The sequence below is a fragment of the Oceanobacillus alkalisoli genome, from assembly GCF_021556485.1.
Classification (GTDB): domain Bacteria; phylum Bacillota; class Bacilli; order Bacillales; family Amphibacillaceae; genus Oceanobacillus; species Oceanobacillus alkalisoli.
The window spans coordinates 51,326-70,236 of sequence record NZ_JAKGBW010000020.1 but is presented as its reverse complement, the minus strand read 5'-3'; the positions used below and the strand labels follow the sequence as shown (position 1 = coordinate 70,236).

At 41.5% G+C, this 18,911-nt stretch carries 20 protein-coding genes and 10 tRNA genes; 4 read left to right on the top strand and 26 right to left on the bottom strand.

Going from position 1 to position 18,911, the window contains the following annotated elements; all coding sequences use genetic code 11:
* Positions 1 to 232 precede the first annotated feature (232 nt).
* From LZD48_RS16240 to LZD48_RS16190, 11 genes are all read right to left on the bottom strand, one after another.
* Positions 233 to 306: transfer RNA gene (locus LZD48_RS16240), tRNA-Ile, on the bottom strand.
* A gap of 14 nt (positions 307 to 320) precedes the next feature.
* Positions 321 to 394 (bottom strand) — tRNA-Gly (locus LZD48_RS16235).
* Between the two features lie 11 nt (positions 395 to 405).
* Positions 406 to 482, bottom strand: a tRNA-Pro gene (locus LZD48_RS16230).
* Positions 483 to 490: 8 nt separating this feature from the next.
* Positions 491 to 564, bottom strand: a tRNA-Arg gene (locus LZD48_RS16225).
* Positions 565 to 612: 48 nt separating this feature from the next.
* Positions 613 to 697, bottom strand: a tRNA-Leu gene (locus LZD48_RS16220).
* Positions 698 to 762: 65 nt separating this feature from the next.
* Positions 763 to 837, bottom strand: a tRNA-Gln gene (locus tag LZD48_RS16215).
* Positions 838 to 845: 8 nt separating this feature from the next.
* Positions 846 to 922 (bottom strand) — tRNA-Asp (locus LZD48_RS16210).
* Between the two features lie 24 nt (positions 923 to 946).
* Positions 947 to 1,018: transfer RNA gene (locus tag LZD48_RS16205), tRNA-Glu, on the bottom strand.
* Between the two features lie 9 nt (positions 1,019 to 1,027).
* A tRNA-Ser gene (locus LZD48_RS16200) sits at positions 1,028 to 1,119 on the bottom strand.
* A 3-nt stretch (positions 1,120 to 1,122) separates the two neighbouring features.
* Positions 1,123 to 1,197: transfer RNA gene (locus tag LZD48_RS16195), tRNA-Asn, on the bottom strand.
* 226 nt (positions 1,198 to 1,423) lie between these two features.
* Entirely contained in the window at positions 1,424 to 1,873 is a 450-nt protein-coding gene (locus tag LZD48_RS16190) for a SprT family protein (RefSeq protein ID WP_235763767.1), read from the bottom strand.
* Positions 1,874 to 2,278: 405 nt separating this feature from the next.
* On the opposite strand from LZD48_RS16190, the gene LZD48_RS16185 reads away from it, so the two are divergent.
* Complete coding sequence (locus tag LZD48_RS16185) at positions 2,279 to 3,769, top strand: catalase (protein WP_235763766.1); 1,491 nt, start codon at positions 2,279 to 2,281, stop codon at positions 3,767 to 3,769.
* 197 nt (positions 3,770 to 3,966) lie between these two features.
* Here LZD48_RS16185 and LZD48_RS16180 read toward each other — a convergent pair whose 3' ends face one another.
* From LZD48_RS16180 to acpS, 15 genes are all read right to left on the bottom strand, one after another.
* Complete coding sequence (locus LZD48_RS16180; RefSeq protein WP_235763765.1) at positions 3,967 to 6,126, bottom strand: Tex family protein; 2,160 nt, start codon at positions 6,124 to 6,126, stop codon at positions 3,967 to 3,969.
* Between the two features lie 151 nt (positions 6,127 to 6,277).
* Positions 6,278 to 6,868, bottom strand: coding sequence for a SpoIIE family protein phosphatase (locus LZD48_RS16175; RefSeq protein ID WP_235763764.1), 591 nt, complete (start codon positions 6,866 to 6,868; stop codon positions 6,278 to 6,280).
* Between the two features lies 1 nt (position 6,869).
* Positions 6,870 to 7,661, bottom strand: a complete 792-nt coding sequence (gene sigB / locus LZD48_RS16170) for an RNA polymerase sigma factor SigB (RefSeq protein ID WP_235763763.1) — start codon at positions 7,659 to 7,661, stop codon at positions 6,870 to 6,872.
* Complete coding sequence (gene rsbW, locus LZD48_RS16165) at positions 7,633 to 8,109, bottom strand: anti-sigma B factor RsbW (protein WP_255771118.1); 477 nt, start codon at positions 8,107 to 8,109, stop codon at positions 7,633 to 7,635. The genes sigB and rsbW overlap by 29 nt, the downstream gene beginning before the upstream one ends.
* Positions 8,109 to 8,441 (bottom strand): STAS domain-containing protein, encoded by a 333-nt coding sequence (locus LZD48_RS16160; RefSeq protein WP_235763762.1) that lies wholly within the window; start codon positions 8,439 to 8,441, stop codon positions 8,109 to 8,111. The genes rsbW and LZD48_RS16160 overlap by 1 nt, the downstream gene beginning before the upstream one ends.
* A gap of 89 nt (positions 8,442 to 8,530) precedes the next feature.
* Positions 8,531 to 9,544, bottom strand: a complete 1,014-nt coding sequence (locus tag LZD48_RS16155) for a PP2C family protein-serine/threonine phosphatase (RefSeq protein WP_235763761.1) — start codon at positions 9,542 to 9,544, stop codon at positions 8,531 to 8,533.
* Positions 9,545 to 9,658: 114 nt separating this feature from the next.
* Positions 9,659 to 10,060: an anti-sigma regulatory factor gene (locus LZD48_RS16150; RefSeq protein ID WP_235763760.1), complete on the bottom strand. Its 402-nt coding sequence runs from the start codon at positions 10,058 to 10,060 to the stop codon at positions 9,659 to 9,661.
* A 3-nt stretch (positions 10,061 to 10,063) separates the two neighbouring features.
* On the bottom strand, positions 10,064 to 10,420 hold the full coding sequence (locus tag LZD48_RS16145; protein ID WP_255771117.1) for an STAS domain-containing protein: 357 nt from the start codon (positions 10,418 to 10,420) through the stop codon (positions 10,064 to 10,066).
* A gap of 14 nt (positions 10,421 to 10,434) precedes the next feature.
* Positions 10,435 to 11,304 carry an RsbT co-antagonist protein RsbRA gene (gene rsbRA, locus LZD48_RS16140; RefSeq protein ID WP_235763758.1) on the bottom strand — a complete coding sequence of 290 codons (870 nt, stop codon included), beginning with the start codon at positions 11,302 to 11,304 and terminating at the stop codon, positions 10,435 to 10,437.
* 259 nt (positions 11,305 to 11,563) lie between these two features.
* On the bottom strand, positions 11,564 to 11,923 hold the full coding sequence (locus LZD48_RS16135; protein ID WP_156855993.1) for a type II toxin-antitoxin system PemK/MazF family toxin: 360 nt from the start codon (positions 11,921 to 11,923) through the stop codon (positions 11,564 to 11,566).
* A 3-nt stretch (positions 11,924 to 11,926) separates the two neighbouring features.
* Positions 11,927 to 12,211, bottom strand: coding sequence for a CopG family ribbon-helix-helix protein (locus LZD48_RS16130; protein WP_235763757.1), 285 nt, complete (start codon positions 12,209 to 12,211; stop codon positions 11,927 to 11,929).
* A gap of 748 nt (positions 12,212 to 12,959) precedes the next feature.
* On the bottom strand, positions 12,960 to 13,973 hold the full coding sequence (locus LZD48_RS16125; protein ID WP_235763756.1) for a LolA family protein: 1,014 nt from the start codon (positions 13,971 to 13,973) through the stop codon (positions 12,960 to 12,962).
* A gap of 48 nt (positions 13,974 to 14,021) precedes the next feature.
* Entirely contained in the window at positions 14,022 to 14,771 is a 750-nt protein-coding gene (locus tag LZD48_RS16120; RefSeq protein WP_235763771.1) for an NAD(P)H-hydrate dehydratase, read from the bottom strand.
* Between the two features lie 58 nt (positions 14,772 to 14,829).
* Positions 14,830 to 15,456, bottom strand: coding sequence for an NAD(P)H-hydrate epimerase (locus LZD48_RS16115; RefSeq protein WP_235763755.1), 627 nt, complete (start codon positions 15,454 to 15,456; stop codon positions 14,830 to 14,832).
* Between the two features lie 64 nt (positions 15,457 to 15,520).
* Positions 15,521 to 15,883 (bottom strand): holo-ACP synthase, encoded by a 363-nt coding sequence (gene acpS / locus LZD48_RS16110; protein ID WP_235763754.1) that lies wholly within the window; start codon positions 15,881 to 15,883, stop codon positions 15,521 to 15,523.
* A gap of 121 nt (positions 15,884 to 16,004) precedes the next feature.
* Here acpS and LZD48_RS16105 point away from each other — a divergent pair, with 121 nt between their 5' ends.
* From LZD48_RS16105 to LZD48_RS16095, 3 genes are all read left to right on the top strand, one after another.
* Positions 16,005 to 16,778 (top strand): rhomboid family intramembrane serine protease, encoded by a 774-nt coding sequence (locus LZD48_RS16105; RefSeq protein WP_235763753.1) that lies wholly within the window; start codon positions 16,005 to 16,007, stop codon positions 16,776 to 16,778.
* Positions 16,779 to 17,007: 229 nt separating this feature from the next.
* A complete protein-coding gene (locus tag LZD48_RS16100; protein ID WP_235763752.1) occupies positions 17,008 to 17,487 on the top strand; it encodes a PH domain-containing protein in 480 nt (159 codons plus the stop codon).
* Positions 17,477 to 18,898: a PH domain-containing protein gene (locus tag LZD48_RS16095; RefSeq protein ID WP_235763751.1), complete on the top strand. Its 1,422-nt coding sequence runs from the start codon at positions 17,477 to 17,479 to the stop codon at positions 18,896 to 18,898. Before LZD48_RS16100 ends, LZD48_RS16095 begins: the two co-directional genes overlap by 11 nt.
* The last annotated feature ends 13 nt before the right edge of the window (positions 18,899 to 18,911 follow it).

Below are 18,911 nucleotides of genomic sequence, written 5' to 3'. Positions count from 1 at the left end.
CACCGTCATCTATTCTTAGCTTCAAAAATTGATTCAGGGATAAAAAGCTTTCGTTAGATCAATCCAACGTTTTACTTCTTACCTCTTTTTCATACTGGTTGTTTTGTTCAGTTTTCAAAGAGCAAACTTTTGTTCACCTCGCTCACGAGGCAACTTTTATATAATATCATCCTTTTCTTTTTATGTCAACACTTTTTTTGCGGAAAAGTGTTGACTCATCAAAAGGGATGGATGGGCCTGAGTGGACTCGAACCACCGACCTCACGCTTATCAGGCGTGCGCTCTAACCAGCTGAGCTACAGGCCCCTTTTTTTAAATAATGGAGCGGGTGAAGGGAATCGAACCCTCATCATCAGCTTGGAAGGCTGAGGTTTTACCACTAAACTACACCCGCATGATTAAATATGGTCGGGAAGACAGGATTTGAACCTGCGGCCCCTTGGTCCCAAACCAAGTGCTCTACCAAGCTGAGCTACTTCCCGCCGACCAACGCGCCCGAGAGGAGTCGAACCCCTAACCTTTTGATCCGTAGTCAAACGCTCTATCCAATTGAGCTACGGGCGCAGTTTTTCCACATTATTATACATTATTATATGGTAGAAATAAAAAAAGTGCGGTCAAGAGGACTTGAACCTCCACGGGATTTAACTCCCACTAGGCCCTCAACCTAGCGCGTCTGCCATTCCGCCACGACCGCATCATAAATATCTATTGTTTTATTTTAAATGAATGCCAACCGATACTCGGATTTTTCAGGAAAAATGGCTGGGCTACTAGGATTCGAACCTAGGAATGACGGGACCAAAACCCGTTGCCTTACCGCTTGGCTATAGCCCAACATCAGATGGCGGTCCGGACGGGACTCGAACCCGCGACCTCCTGCGTGACAGGCAGGCATTCTAACCAACTGAACTACCGGACCCATTTTCACCTTTCACTAAAAAGATGACCCGTACGGGATTCGAACCCGTGTTACCGCCGTGAAAGGGCGGTGTCTTAACCGCTTGACCAACGGGCCATGTTAGGATGGCGGAGAAGGAGGGATTTGAACCCTCGCGCCGGCAAAACCGACCTACACCCTTAGCAGGGGCGCCTCTTCAGCCTCTTGAGTACTTCTCCGTATGGCTCCACAGGTAGGATTCGAACCTACGACCGATCGGTTAACAGCCGATTGCTCTACCACTGAGCTACTGTGGAATGTTTGAACTGCTAAATAATGTCAACGAGAAGTATAATACCCTATTTCCTACTGCTTGTCAACTACTTTTTCAAGAGTTTTAAACGAACAATTCGGCACGACCGAAAATGTCAGCTTATATAATTTAACATGGTTTTTACATTTCGTCAACGTATTTTTACAAGTTTCATGTTTTACTGCTGAAGAGCCGTTGGAGGAAAACGACCGTTTTTCAGTTTGTTCCTATTATATAGCAACTAATTTTCCTTTACATTTTCCACAGACATATTTCTTCGTATCGATTCTGCGTTTCCTTTTATATAACCTATGGCAATAAGAACATTCATATTTATATTTAAAAGAATTGACTTCAGACGGAAGGGGATTACAATGCCGGGGAGATCCCGTCTCCTTTAGTAGCTCTTTAAAATCCCGATCACCATGCTTATATCCTTTTCCTTCAATATGTAAATGGTAGTGGCATAATTCATGTTTGATAATACCATGAAATTCAGCATCCCCCATTTCTAGGGCATATTTTGGATTTAGTTCAATTAGTCGCTTTGCTGGTAAATATCTTCCGCCCGTTGTTCGAAGCCTATGATTGAACCGCACATGGTCTTTAAATGGTTTGTCGAAAAAAGTAACCGACAACCTGTTGACCAATTCCTTTAATTTTTGATTACTCATCAACATAAATAACTTCCTTACTATCCTAGTTTTCTCCTATTATATCATAATACTTCATCGCAACTTTTGCATCTTCCTTATTGATAAGCAAGTTTATTGTTATTCTAATTAATTCTAGTATAAGATATACAGATAGATGGCTATTAATAGATTGCAGTCATTCGTTTATAACCCCTTTTTTTCTCATTTAAGTTTATTAATTGAGAAAAAGCGATGGAATAATCAAAAAACCACCTCCTCTTTCCCCTCTCGTGGGAATAATCTGTTATTTCCACTCAATTGCGTAGCTTAGCATTAATTGACGTGTTTCATATTTCGTACATGTAAATATTAAGCTATATTAATAGTAATCTGCTAATGATTGTGTTATTATAATAATTGTAGTTAAAAGAACAGGGAGGAAATAAAAGTATGGAAAACAACAAAAAGAATACAAAAATGACCACTGCTTTTGGTGCACCAGTTCCTAATGATTATGATTCCAAAACAGCTGGCCCTCGTGGTCCATTATTGATGGAAGACTTTTGGTTTTTAGAGAAACTAGCGCATTTTGATAGAGAAGTTATTCCAGAGCGTCGTATGCATGCTAAAGGTGGCGGTGCTTACGGAACACTCACCGTAACAAACGACATCACAAAGTATACCAAAGCTAAAATTTTCTCTGAAGTTGGTAAGAAAACGGAAATGTTCGCCCGTTTCTCTACTGTAGCTGGTGAACGTGGCGCGGCTGACGCTGAACGTGATATTCGCGGAGCAGCTTTGAAATTCTACACAGAAGAAGGTAACTGGGATTTAGTAGGTAACAACACTCCTGTATTCTTCTTCAGAGATCCTAAGCGTTTCCCTGACTTAAACCACGTCGTGAAGAAAGACCCAGTAACTAACTTGCATAACGCACAAGCGAACTGGGATTTCTGGAGCAGCCTTCCAGAAGCATTACACCAAGTAACAATCATTATGACTGACCGTGGTATTCCGAAAGACTTCAGACATATGCATCTATTCGGAAGCCATACGTACAGCATGTTCAACGCTGATAACGAGCGTCATTGGGTTAAATTCCACTTCTATTCCGAGCAAGGTATAGAGAACCTAACGGATGAAGAAGCGGAAGCAGTAATTGCTAAAGATCGTGACAGCAGTATCCGTGACTTACGCGAAGCAATCGATCGCGGCGAAAATCCGAAATGGAAAATGTACATCCAAGTCATGACAGATGAACAAGCGAAAAACCATTCGGATAACCCATTCGACTTAACTAAAGTATGGTATAAAGGTGACTACCCGCTAATCGAAGTTGGTGAATTAGAGTTAAACCGTAACCCGCAAAACTACTTTGAAGAAGTTGAGCAAGCAGCATTCGCTCCAACTAACATTGTACCTGGTATTGGATTCTCACCAGATAGAATGCTTCAAGGAAGACTATTCTCTTACGGTGATACACAACGTTACCGCCTCGGTGTGAACCACTGGCAAATTCCAGTTAACTACCCGAAAAACGTTGAGAACTTCCATCCATACCACCGTGATGGTGCAATGCGCGTCGTTCCATATCAAGGTGGGCATGTATCATACAACCCGAACAGCTATGGCCAGTGGGAAGACAGTCCAGAGCATCAGGAGCCAGCGTTAGAGCTTGGCGGAGACGCAAACTACTGGGACTTCGATGAACAAGATGAGAACTTCTTCGAGCAGCCTGGTAAGCTATTCCGTCTTCAGTCACCTGAAGCACAACAACGTCTATTCGAAAACACTGCAAGAAACATGGACGGCGTATCTAAAGATGTACAGTTAAGACATATCGTCAACTGCTACAAAGCTGATCCGGCTTACGGAGAAGGAGTAGCAAAAGCACTCGGTATCTCTCTAAGCGAAGTAGAAGCAGCTGTTGATAAAGAGTAAATTTTAAAGCTGAAACGCCCTTACAGGCTTAAGTACGCAGGTTATCCCGCAATGCCTGTACTAGCGCATCCATCCTGTGCGTCGTAGCGACGTACGGACTATCTCCCCGAGATGGAAGGCAGTTCGATGTTGCCACTGGACGTAGATGAAGAACTAAAAAAAACTGCTGGGAAGCATCAATTGCTCCCAGCAGTTTTTTAGTTCTTTACCATAGAAAGAGCAATACGGCCCTTTTGTTCATCAACATTTTCCACCCAAACCGTCACAACATCCCCGACAGAAGCAATGTCCATTGGATGCTTCACAAATTTAGTGGACATTTTAGAAATATGGACAAGCCCGTCTTGTTTAACTCCGATATCGACAAAGACACCAAAATCGACAACGTTGCGAACGGTACCCTGCATCTCCATTCCTGGTTTCAAATCTTCAAGAGATAAAACGTTCTGCTTCAATAATGGCTGCGGGAAATCATCACGCGGATCCCTTTCCGGACGGCTTAATGCATCGATAATATCCTTTAGTGTTGGTTCACCGATAGCCAGTTCATCAGCAACCTCTTTTAAATTGATTGCCTTGAACTTTTCGCGTAATTCATCTGTACCGATATCTTTAAATGTGTAGCCTAATAATTCCAGCAGTTCTTCTGTGGATTTATAGCTCTCTGGGTGAATCGGTGTCCGGTCAAGCGGGTGTTCTCCATCAATAATCCGCAAGAAACCAATCGCTTGTTCATATGTTTTAGCCCCAAGCCGCGGTATCTTCTTCAACTGTTTCCGATTCGTGAATTTCCCTTCTTCGTTTCTTCTTTTCACAATATTATTTGCAACGGTTTTGCTTAGTCCGGATACATATTGTAATAAAGAAATAGACGCGGTATTTACGTTAACTCCTACTTGGTTAACAGCTGTTTCTACGACAAACGTAAGCGACTCATTCAAAGCTTTCTGACCGACATCATGCTGGTATTGACCGACCCCAATCGACTTCGGATCAATCTTCACGAGTTCTGCTAATGGATCTTGAACACGGCGCGCGATTGAAGCAGCACTCCGCTCCTCCACTTGTAAATCAGGAAACTCTTCTCGTGCAAGTTCTGATGCAGAATACACACTTGCTCCGGCTTCATTTACAATGATATATGGTATTTCCAGTTTATGATGTTGAATCGTATCGGAAACAAATTGCTCGGTCTCCCGGGATGCCGTACCATTCCCTATTGCGATTAATTCCACTTTATATTTTTCAATAAAATGAAGGACTGTCTTCTCTGCGCCTTTCACATCTAGTCTGGGAGCTGTTGGATAAATCACAGAGACGTCGTGTACTCTTCCTGTCTCATCAACTAAAGCTAACTTACATCCCGTCCGGAATGCCGGATCGATTCCAAGGATTGTTCTACCTTTTAATGGCGGCTGAAGAAGGAGATTTTTCAAATTGACTGCAAAGACATCAATTGCCTGTTCCCCCGCTTTTTCAGTCAATGCATTGCGGATTTCTCTATCAATCGAGGCTTGGATCAACCGTTTATAACTATCTTCCACTGCCTGCTTTAAAAACTCAGCAAGCGTGCCAGTTGTAGAACGCTTCAATGTTTTTCGGTTCAAGTAATCAATAATCTTTTCGATTGGCGGCTGGACGGATACTTTTAGAACATCTTCTTTCTCTCCGCGATTAAGAGCAAGAATTCGATGAGATACGAGCGAACGAATATTTTCTTCATACTCATAATACATTTCATACACTTTCTTCTCATCAAGATTTTCATCTTTCACTTCCGAAATAACCATCCCTCGCTTCCATGTTTCATCACGGATATATTCTCGGTGCTCAGGAATATCAGAAATCCATTCAGCGATAATGTCATTTGCTCCTTCTAGCACTTCTGCCACGTTAGTTAATTCATGCTCTTCGGATAAATAGTTTTCCGCCTCTTTATGTAAATCGATATCCCCTTGCTCCCAAATAAAAATAGCAAGTGGTTCAAGTCCTTTCTCCTTCGCTTTTGTCGCTCGCGTCCTTCGTTTCTGTTTATATGGCCGATACAAATCTTCCACCCGTTGCAGCTGGGTTGCAGATTTAATTTCTGAAGCCAATTCTTTCGTTAACTTTCCTTGTTCCTCAATGATGCGCAGAACTTCTTCCTTTCTCCCGGATAACTGGAGAGCATAGTTCCATTTATCTTGAATCAGCTTAATTTCTACTTCATCGAGACCATCTGTAATTTCTTTGCGGTACCGGGCTATAAACGGCACCGTATTCCCCTCATCAAATAGAGCAATAACTTTTTCAATAACAGGCGTTTTTATATTTGTTTCACTAGCAACTAATTGAAATAATTCACTGTCATAACTCATCGTCCTATCTTCCTCCTTATTCCTCTATTTTACCAGAATTCGGGATATAAAGTGAAACTTCAATCAGTGGGGTTTTACGAACGGTTACACCAGGAAAAAATCAGCATTACGTAAAAAACCGGCGCTTGTGCACCGGTTTCTCTCACTTTTATTAAGCATATCTCATTGCAATCAAAGTTGTATCGTCGTCACGCGTCGTTGCTGAAGTTAATTCGTAAGCTTTTGTAATGCCATTTACATTTTTATCTGTAAAATAACAATGGGATAGTTCTTTATCCTTCACACCATCTGAAAACATAATAAAATTAGTGCCTTTATTCAACTTATAATTTTCCACTTTAATAGAACGTTTATACCCTGCCAGATAGCCGGAGTTCGGGATATTGCGTTTTTTCACCCGATCATCGGTCACTGTCATAATTCCAATGTTCCCAATCGAGGAGAAAGAGTAGGCCTCGGACCGAAAATCGATCTTCAGGATACCGAGGACTACTCCACGTTTTCCATATAAAATTTCATTGCTTCTTCTCACAAGCTCTTCCACACTAACGTGATTATTCTCTTTAATGATATCAATGACTGCCTGGGAAGATTCCATGGCGTACTCTCCGCTTCCAAGGCCGTCTGCGATCGCGCAAATAAAATGATCCTCTGTTTCATTATAGAAATAACTATCTCCGCAAAAGGTATTTCCTTGCTTTGGCTGTTGATATACAGAGACAAGTACTTTTGACTGTATCATTTTAATCCAGCACCTCAGATTGCTCTGCCTGGATCGCTTCTCTTAATTTCAATAAAGCTTTCCGAAGCAATCTCGATACATGCATTTGTGAAATACCTAGTATTTCACCAGTTTCCTTCTGGCTTTTATTTTCAAAATACGTGTACTGTAAAATAAGCTGTTCCCGCTCAGATAAAATCGGCAATACTTTCTCAAGGATCATTCGCTGGTCGATCGTATCATAACTCGTATCTTCATTTCCAACGAGATCTAATATAGCAACTGTACTTCCTTCCGAATCTGCTTCTACTTTGCGGTCAACGGAAAGTGCTTTATAACTCTTGCCCATTTCCATCGTTTCGAGGACTTCTTCTTCGGAAACTTCCAGGTAATCAGCAATTTCTTCAACTGTAGGAGACTTCTGATTTACTCTTGTCAGCTCATCGACTGCCTTCTTAATTTTTGGACCAAGCTCCTTAATCCGTCTTGGGACATGGACACTCCATGTTTTATCCCGCAAGTAGCGTTTAATTTCACCAATAATTGTTGGAATCGCAAAGGATTCAAATGATTTTCCGTACGATTCATCATACCGTCTCACGGCGGCTAGAAGACCGATCATTCCAACTTGTACAAGATCTTCATAAATAACACTGTTGCGCGAATATTTCCTTGCAATCGATCCAACCAAGTCTTTATAACGTAATACAATCTTTTCCTGAACCGGTTCATCAGTGGGGTTTTCTTGTAAATGTTTTATCCATTGGTATACCTCATCTCTTCCTTTATGATGTGGTTGAGATTTGGTCGCCATCTAGCCCCACCTCTGCTTCATTTATATATTTAGTCATAATGATAATAATCCCACTATGATCATGTATTTCTACTTTGTCCATTAGTGCATCGATAAGGAAAAGACCGAACCCACCTTCTTGCAGGTCTTCTACTGGTTTTGATCTCTTATATGGACCTGCTTTCTTCCGGACCTCTTCTACATCGAAGCTGATTCCTCGGTCTGCAACCATTACTTCGAGCCGGTCTTCGTATATACCGAAGCCGATCTGAATTTCACCTTTTTCATCCTTTTCATAGGCATGGGTGACTGCATTTGTAATTGCTTCTGAGATAGCAATTTTTAAGTCTTCAATATTCTCGTAAGAAAAGCCCATTCGATTTGCAATACCTGATAAGCTTAATCGAATGACACCAATATATTCTGCTTTAGCCGGGATTGTCATTTCAACAAACTCAAACTTCTCCATTATTCATTTCCACCTCTAATCGCTGCCTTGACATCCATAATTTCATCCAACCCGGTAATTTGAAATAAACGGTAAACGCGGTCCTGAATATTCACCAACTTAAGCTCGCTATCACTTTCTTTGGTGGACTTCAAAGCACCAATGAACACGCCAAGACCCGTACTATCCATGTATGTAACATGCTCCAAATCAACAATAACCTCCTGGCCCTCTTTTTTCGTTACAGAGTCGAACGTTTCCTTCAGATTTGTAACGGTATATGCATCTATTTCTCCAGCAAGTGCTATGATTGATTGGTTTCCTTCTTCGGTAAGTGTAATTTCAAGATTCAAGTTAATCCCCCTAACTGAATAATATATTATAATTGTATGGATTCATGAATTGTAGACACATACCTTTTTATACCCGGTTGATGTAAATCTTAAACTGTCTTTCGTAAAATTAATAAACTAAAATCATCTTGAAGCTGGAAATCCTGTAACCTCTCAAAATAACGATATACTTCCTGCACCATTTCTTGTGCGGACAGATGAGTAAATTGTCGAATCACATCAAGAACTTCGTCAATCTCAATGAATCGATCACCATCCCGGCACTCTGTGACACCGTCTGTTAGCAAGACGACCATGTCCCCTTCATCGATTTCAATTTCCGCTTGTTCAAATTCAACTTCCTCTGAGACACCAAGCACAAGACCTGACGTTGAAAACTCTGTAAACTGGTCTTCTGCAGCCCGGTAAAAATATCCCGGTTCATGGCCGGCAAAGGAATAAACGAGCTTACTTGTCTCTGGATTATACTCGGCATACATCATCGTAATGAACATATTGGATTCAATATTTCTTTCCACTACCCGGTTTAAATTATGAAGCACGGCTGGTGGAGGAAGTGATTCTTTCGGCAGACTATCCAAGGTATATTTAATCATCGACATACATAGTGCAGCCGGAACGCCTTTTCCAATCACGTCCGCCATGGCAATTCCGATCGTACCATCGGCATTTTGCAAAAAGCTATAGTAATCGCCATTCATTTGATTAGCTGGTACACTAATAACTCCAATATCAAGACCAGGTACATCCGGCTTCTTCGTTTTTAATAATGTCTTCTGCATTTGCGCTGCAACCGATATTTCCGATTTTAAAGCAATTTGCTGTTCTCGGAGCGTTTGAATTTCTTGATGAGCAAGTCCATAAGATATCATCGCTTCTAAAAGGAATTCCAGTGAATGTTCGAATGCCCCGAAAAGATTCGGATCTAATTCTTTTAATGCTTTAATATGTATGTTGATAATCTCTTCTGGCAGGATATTGTGTTTGATGAGAGCTTTACTGACCAGTTCAACGCCGTAGAGCGCTTTCTCATCTTGTTGTTCAAGGTATTCAGCCAGCAGATTTTTATATTCGTCCGTTTTTTCCTTAAAAAAATTCTCCATTGTATTCCCCCTATTCCCGTCTATCTATCTCTTGCCCTTTATAATAAAGATGGAGTGCAAGCCGGCAGCAAACACTCCATAAGTCTTCATGCTTATCTGTATGACGTTCAAAGCTTAACGTAGCCACTTCACCGTTTTGATTGTTGTACCTTTCCCTACCTCGGAATAAACTTCAAATTCATCCATCAAGCGTTTCACTCCAGGTAATCCAGCCCCTAGTCCTCCAGATGTCGTAAATCCATCTCTCATCACTTGACTAATATCAGAAATCCCCGGGCCCTCGTCTTCAGCAATCAAACACAGCCCTGCTCTACTATCATTATAGATTATTTCATAGGATATTTTTCCTTGTTCGGCATATAAATATATATTTCGAGCGAGTTCTGATATTGCGGTCGCAATTCGAGCTTGGTCAACCGTGCTAAAGCCAATTTCCTTAGCCATTTCTCTGCCAAGCTGACGCGCTCCTACAATATCCCACTCTTTATTGATATTCACACAGGACTGAGGATTCATCTATTATACCCCCAATTCCTTGTGGAGTTTGAGAAGCCCCTGCTCTAAATCTAATGCGGTCGGTACATTTTGCATATTTATTCCTAAGTCGATCAATGTCATTGCAACAGCAGGCTGAATTCCAGTTAAAACTACTTTCGCCCCCATTAAATCTGACATTGTAACAACATCTCCCAGAACTTTTGCAATGAATGAATCGATGATATCTACAGATGTTAAATCAATCACCACTCCAGAAGCCTCCGTTTTATATATTTCATCCAATAAATCTTCTTGAAACTGTATCGCTGTCTGATCATCAATTTCTGTTTGAATCGATATCAACAGATAATTATTCAGCTTAAGAATTGGTATGCGCAAAGATCTCACTCCCTTTAAATTGAATCAACAATATTCTTTATCTGTTCTTCTCTGTTTTTTCCTTCAAGCGGAACGATTCTCCGGTTCGTTATTTCTAATGCGGACATAAAGCCTTTTTTCAATGAACTCTTTGTCGAAAAATCACTTAGATCAATTCCTAAGTTTACAATCGTTTGCGCGATTTCCGGACGGATACCAACTAAGATACATTTCGCGCCGATTAAATGAACCGCTTCTGCTGCTTGAATAATATGATGTGCAACCATCGTATCCACAACGGGGACGCCTGTAATATCAATAAGGACAACTTCTGAATTATGATTGATCGTACCTTGCAGCAAGTTTTCCATAATTAATTTCGCACGTTCCGTATCAATTGTACCGATCAGCGGCATGATTGTAATCCTGTCCATTACTGGAATAAGTGGTGCTGATAATTCTTGTAATGCTACACGCTGCAAGGAAACGATCTGCTCCCAGTTTCCTGTATATTCATTTACCAACTGGCGAATAATCGGCTCTACCCAGTCATCTACGCTTTGGAACGCACCTTTTATCTGTTCGGTATCATCCATATCCTCCAGATTAGATAAGATATAGTCCACCGTCACGCGTCTGAAAACCTGTAAGCCATCTGTAATGTAGCTAAGCGGCCATCCCAGGTTGATAATTTTCTCAGAAAACTGTTCAACCTCATTACTTGAACCTTGGTTCTGTATACTTGCAAAAATGACATTTATAAATTCCCGGTTTGTGCTTTCGTAGAGCTCGTCTCCGATATTCGCTGTATAATTCTCATCTTTCAAGTCACGTACCTTCTCAAGCCACATCTGCACAATTGAATCACTGTTTTCAAGAACAATGCGCTTAAACTTTTTATCCACTAATACTACCTCCGTCTTCTTTTTTGATACTTATCTTTCATAATACCATGTTTTTTCTTAGTGAGACTATTTTGAAACCATTTTATCCTCCAATAATTAGCGGATTAAGTCAAAATATAGGGCATCCTGTAAAAATATACAAAAAATCTTTCTTTAAAAATCGTAACATACCAACTCCCCAGTCAAAAGTGAAAGAAGGACTATTTCAATAATAATTAAAGCACAAAAAAACCTTCCAAATTATAGTTGAAAGGTTCCGTTAATGATCGTATATATCTTTAAGTCCTAGGCTTATTTCAATCGCCCGGTTAATTTTCTCCATCATTTCTTTATCTAGTCTCGTAATTCGGTCTGTTAATCGCTGCTTATCCAACGTCCGAATCTGCTCTAAGAGAATGACAGAATTTCGGTCAAAACCATATTTTTTGGCATCGATTTCGACATGGGTAGGCAACTTAGCCTTTTGGATTTGCGCAGTGATAGCTGCTACAATTACCGTTGGACTAAAACGATTTCCGATATCATTCTGGATAATTAATACCGGACGAACCCCTCCCTGTTCGGATCCAACCACAGGAGATAAGTCAGCGAAGTATACCTCGCCTCTTTGCACGTTCAAATGCTACACCCCGATCACTGTACGCTCTAAGGTGTCTTCAGCCTCCTCTTCAGCCTGGAAAGCTTCTGATGCTATATTAAGATTAATGTGGCCCATTTCTTCGTAACCGCGTCGCATTGTTTCCATGAATTGTTGCACATGCGCATGTTTTTTCTGCTCTAAATAGTTCTTCGTTGCCTGATAAATGAACTCACTTAAATCACCATTATCGTTTTTCACCAAACCATCCACCTCGTTAAGAAGATTTTTAGGTAATTTAACCATCACTTCCTGTAAACCCTCTGACAAAATGATGCACCTCCGCCAACTGATGAACATATAATATAATTTCTACTTAATAGTATCATTGAATACACCTGATTGCAAAGGGGTTTCGATAGTTTTCTTATAAAAAAACAAATTTTCTTCGTTTTTTCCTGTGCAAAGCAGGGTATATGTTCATATTGGCAGATTTAAATACATTTATTTCAATTTCCAACTAACCCTCAAAAACAATCAAGCGGAGAAGCACCTCACCTTTCATTCAGCGTAAGTGTTCGAAACTCTCTTCTGGAGGTCCGCAGTCCAGACACCTCTCGCACCTGCTGAGCGGCTGGTGAGCCTCCTCGCAGGAGTCGCGAGGTGTCTGGACTGCTACCAGGAAAGGCCGAATATGGAGCACTGTTTAATGTTCCAGAAATATAATTACTATCGTGACAGGACAATTTCTATTCAGAAAATCATCTAACCAGTTCAGTTGCCCGGTGGACGGTGACTCCTGCGGGAACAGCACGAGCTTGGAGACCCCGCAGGGCGGCAGCCCGAGGAGCTCTAGCAGTGCCTAAGGATGCGCATCCGTCCACCGGGCAACTGAACGGCGGTTAGAGAGCAAACCATGAGAACGTGCAAAACACTTACGCTGAATGAAAGGAATCAAAAGCTTGGTCTGCTTTGATTTTTCAGATGCAAGTTTGTTTTACAAAAATATTCCCTTAAGATGAAAACAGTTTGTCTTACTGTATCAATCTTAAGGGGATTATTCAAGTGGATTTGGGGTTCATTTTATTTCTTGTCCACGGACGGACTGGGCAACTTCGATTAATTCATCCTTCGTTAAGCTGTCACTTGCCAGTGTGTAATCAATGCCCTCATGATTCCATTGGATTGTACTATCTGTCAATGCTCCGACTGTAAAGCCGAGGTTTACAATCTCCCCATCTACTGCCTCAGGAGTCGTTAAAGTTGGAACGTCCGTACGCATCTCCTGAACGAGGGTGAAATCCTTCTGGCCACCATATGTTAGAATCACTCGTTTTCCGTTATCAAACTCCATTTCTTTCTGATCAATAGCCTCTGCACCAGCTGTATAAAGCGGATGGAGCACGGTAAAGACTTCTTCTTCATTATTGCTACTGAATGTCGGGGCATCGCCGTTTGTTTCCATATTCTTCTCCATGGCAAAATCATCTGCCTCAAAGCTTACTGCTGTATCAAATGCATTAAATTGGACTTCTACAACTGCCTGGTCATCGACATCCAATACTTGGACGGCTGTTGGAAAGAATGTTTTCTTATCAAAAAGAATCTGCTGGTATGGCAAGTTCGTGTTATTTTGATAATTCGTCTTCGTTTTAAATGCATAATGGGTTTCCGTCGCCTCAAAACTTGCTTCCTCGTCATTTAATATATCTTGAACGAGGGATTGATAAAGATAAGGCTGACTGCTGTTTTGCGGCCATTCCGACTGGAACTTGAAGCTTCTCTCTAAGGCTGGTGTTAGTACAAACACCCCGTCATCATTTTTCAATATGATTTGGCTGTCTTTATCATCTTCTGCATGACCCAATTTCACACGGTAATAATCGTCTTTCTGATGCCAAATATCAATTGTAAACCGCTGCTCTTCCTGTCCTGTCTTCATCGCCATTTCCGCTTCTGCCTTATAACCATCCATTTCTTCCAATGTTTCGGACAGCTTTTCGACAACATCTTCCTCCGATTTCTCTCCACAAGCTGAAAGGACAACCATACTGATGACGATGAGGAATATTCCAAGATAGCGCTTCTTCATACACATATCTCCCTTGTCTCAATTAACAAAGGGAACCAATCACGTTTATCAGGAAATCATACGATATACTTCACGAATCCAAGCAATAATATCTGTTGCCGTTAAATCATAGACACTACGCTTATGCTCTACAGCCAAATCAGCGCTGGTACCGTGGAGGTAGCAAGCATTACAGATGGCAGGAAATATGACTTGGTCTTGTAAAATCATGGCGAGCATCATCCCTGTGAGCACGTCACTGCTGCCACCTGTTGCAAGACCGGGATTTCCGGTTGCATCGACCACCTGCAAATCGTCCGGGCTCGTAATAATGGTGTACTTTCCTTTTAACACGACATAGGCGCCATATTCTTCTGCAAAATTCTTCGCATGCTGGAAAGGAGCTTTTAACATTTCTTCTACCGGAAGATCAAGAAGCCTGGCCATTTCAACTGCATGAGGAGTTATAACCGTCACGGCATCTCGCGCCTTCAGTACAGTGAGGAGACTGCTTAAATGATATAATCCGTCGGCATCACTAAAACCGGACAAAGTCGCTTCTTCCAGCACATGTTCGATTAATTTCTCGCCCTGTTTATTACGTCCCATCCCGACTCCAACCGCAATCGCATCATACACGGACATCTCCAAGCTATCATCCCATGCCAACTCTCCGTCTTGTTCCTTTAGGGACTTAAACATCGCTTCAGGAATTCGGGTGGCGATGACCGGGATGATTTCTTTCAGTGTTCCCGCGGTTACTAAGCCTACTCCAGCGACGAGCGCTGCCACTGTAGCCATTGTAATCGCTCCAGGCATCAAAGTGTACTCCCCCCGATGATCAGGCCCCTGCCATGGTCTCCTTTATGCGCATGTGTCAGTCTTTGCGGAAGAGTTGCTTGAAAATCATCGAAATGATACAAACGGCAGTTCCCGGCAAACAAGCCGTGATTTTCAAAACTCCGACAACGAACATGTAATCCGCTTTTACAGCCAAAGAAAAAGGTACCGCTTCGTCGGCCGGCAAGCCGGACGGAATAGCGACGGAGACAATCCGAGCGTAGGTGGCGCTCATCAGTTCCACCACACCCCGATATGGTTCACGTAATTCACCCTTTGTCCCAATCCCAAGTAAGGAATCAATAATGACGTCCGAATTTTTTATGATTCCTTTCCAATCGTGTTCCAGAAGATTTAATAGTTCTCCATTGCTGTTTAAATAAATTTCCTTATGCAGCAATGCATCTCCACCGATCTTCTCGTCGGGAACAATCTGAACTACCCGCACATGCTCAAGCAAATATCTCGCAATCACAAACCCATCTCCACCATTATTTCCTGCTCCAACGAATACCGCTATCCGTTCTGACTGCTCTACAAGAGAGATGACATTGCGAAAAATCTCCCTTCCGGCATTTTCCATCAGCAAGTGGCCTGGCAAACCGATTTTCTCCATCGTGTACTTATCGATATCATACATTTCCTTTGCGGTGACAATAAACATGAAGTTCCCTCCTGCCCGCATTAAAATACTATGAGACAACCATCTCGTTTATGCAGATTCTCTTCTATGCTTTCTCACAGATAACGACTTGCGCCACGGCATATTCCTTACTATGGCTAATGGATAATAGATAAATATAATGGTCATAACCTTGCACCGTTAGTTTCGGCGCACCTTTTTCATCATTCGTTACTTCTATATCCCGAAAACTCAATTTCCCTATCCCAGTACCAAGTGCTTTTGCACATGCCTCTTTTGCAGCAAATCTTCCTGCCAAATATTCTATCCGACGTCTCCAATTTGTTAATTCCTCGTATTTTCCCAACTCCGAAGCAGTCAATACCCGAGCTGCAAGGCGGTCACTCTTTCCAAGACTCGCCTCTATCCGGTCGAGTTCAATAATATCTATTCCAATTCCTTTAATCATCGGCTTATGTTTTCTCTCCTTGAATGATAATAGCTAATATTGGTCATAACGCTTATTATTAATTATTATAATAGTACCTGAACATTATAGGAAATTAAACTTATTTAGGAGGCTTCTTCCATTGTTTATCCGAAACGAAAGAAGTTTGAAAGAATTTATACAGCTTTACCCGATCGTTTCAACCCTTATCATTATTCACATTGTCCTTTGGTTTGTGATGGAATTTTTCCAATCCGGGATTGGTTGGATTGTCTATGTATTTGGAGTCGGCAACAATCTATACGTTGCAATGGGAGAATACTGGCGCTTAGTGAGCCCAATCTTTCTTCACCGAGAAATAACCCATATGTTGTTTAATTCCTTTGCTCTTGTCCTCTTCGGACCAGCACTTGAGCTGATGCTTGGGAAATTTAAATTCATCCTTGCTTACTTAGCAGCTGGTATTATCGCAAATATCGCAACGTTTCTGATCGAGCCGCTAAACTATACCCATCTAGGAGCTTCTGGTTCAATCTACGGGTTATTTGGCATTTATATTTTCATGGTCACTTTCCGCAAACATCTAATGGACTACGGAAGTTCACAAATGATTAAAACAATCCTTATTATTGGAATACTCATGTCTTTTGTCGGGGCACGAATTAACATTGTTGCCCACTTGGCCGGGTTTGCTGGCGGCTTTGCTATCGCTCCACTCGTCTTACGAAATGTGCGGGCCTTTTCACCGTGGCGTATGTACGAGCGAAATTATCCCGATAATGACGGGGAAATTAGATTTAATCCAAACCGCTGGAGAAAAAGAAGGGTAATACCTGATAGTATCCGCAAAAATTGGCTTTGGATTGTCATTGGCATCCTTGCAGTCATTGGCTTTTTTAGCCGATATATACAGTGAAGCTTCAATCGGTGAGGTTTTTTCCCCATTCCCCACTGATTGTTAGTTGAACAAACCTTAGGTGTTAGCTCACATTTCTTCCCACCTAAACTTTCCCGAAGACCCTAAAGTTTTGACGGGGGAGTTTTACGGACGGTTACACCGGATAAATTAGCTCCCTTCGCATTTGAAACTTAATCAGTGTTTAATCGTACTACTAGTAATCGTCGTTATGGAAGGATGTTCGAATATGAGACAACCACCGAAACATACAATTGATCCTCGCGCTGTTAATGTTTGGAAAATCAGCGCCTCCATCTATCTTGGTATTCTATGGCTGATTCTTATCACGCTAGCAGTATTTGCGGTTCGCTGGGATTGGTCGTTCACTTATATTATTGGAGCTATGTTGATCACTATTTTGTTAAGCTATCTTTTCATCTTTTTATTTCCTAAGCTCAGATACCGGCGTTGGCGCTATGAAATCTTTGAGCAAGAAATCTACATCCAGCACGGCATCTTCATTCAGACGCGAACACTAATCCCGATGATTCGGGTGCAGCATGTTGATACAGAGCAAGGTCCAATCATGAAAAGATTTCATGTTGCGAGTGTGTCGATTTCCACGGCTGCGACGACTCATATGATTCCCGCATTATCCGAGGAGGATGCTTCCGATTTGCGGGACCGGATTTCGCAACTAGCTAGGGTGGATGAAGATGATGTTTGAATTGAGACGACTGCATCCCGCAGCAATTATATTCAATATATTAAAATCAGTTAAGGACCTGTTTTTCTCATTGCTAATCATTTTAGTCGCCACGGACTTTACAGTATTTATAATTGCACTTGGTGCCTTTACAGTGCTCGCTTCGATTTACGGTTTCCTTTCTTGGTATCATTTCTCTTATTATGTTACCGATGAGGATCTTTGGATTCAGTATGGAATCTTCAAGCGGACGAAGCGCTCCATTGCGAAAAACCGAATCCAATCGATTGATTTAACGGAAAGTGTCATTCACCGAATCTTTAAACTGACCCGGGTCCAAATCGAAACCGCAAGTGGTGGGAAACAAGCAGAGGCCGCGCTTTCAGCTGTTTCCTTTCAAGATGCGTTGGGGCTCCGGAATGCATTAAAAAACAGTGGTGAAAGTGATGTAGAAATTCCCGAAGAAACGTATCTCGCCAAAAAAGAGATTACGTTTTCCCGCTTGTTATTAACAGGGATTACTTCAGGAGGACTTGGAATCATTATCGGCTTCATCGTTGTCGGACTTTCAGAACTTGAAGAACTCATCCCTGAAACGGTCTATGATTATACCTATGAATGGCTCATCACAGCAAGTATTATTTTAATCGTTCTCATCATCATTAGTATTCTTGCTATTATATGGTTACTAAGCATTCTTTGGACCCTGATCCGCTACGGGAAATTCACAATCCAAAGAACGGAAAATGAATTATTTATAACGAGGGGATTACTCGAGAAAAAACAACTGACGATTCCATTGCACCGAATTCAAGCTATTGGAATTGAAGAGAATATTTTACGGCAGCCGCTTGGATATGCATTTATTTTTGCTGAAATTGCGGGAGGGAATACAGATGGGAAATTAGCAGATTCAACTATTTTATTTCCTTTGTTGCATAAACGGGAAATTAATGCCTTTCTTAATGAATTTGTTCCCGACTTCAGTTGGAAGGAAGAAGATGTCGAATGGACAAAGCCACCAACTGCTGCATTACCATTTTATTATGTACGTTCAAGTTTATTATTTTTAGTGGCAAGCATCGCCGTCTTTATCTTCTACCCGACGTTCGCTTGGATTCCGCTTGTATTATTTCTGCTCTCTCTTGGCTTAGGATGGCTCCATTACAAAGATGCGGGCTTTCATCTGACTTCCGACAGGTTACTGCTCCGATACCGGTTTATAAAGCGGATAACCGTTCTCGTTTATCAAAAACGAATACAGGCCTTCGGGAAGAAAAATCATGCGCTGGAAAGAAAACGGGGTCTTGCTTCCATGAGTATATCCATTCTCAGCAATTCCGGCGGTAAGCATTATCATGTGAAAAATTTAGAAGAGAAAAAAATAGATCAACTAAGCGACAAAATAGCTTATCGAACAAAGTTGGAATGAATACGAGGATATA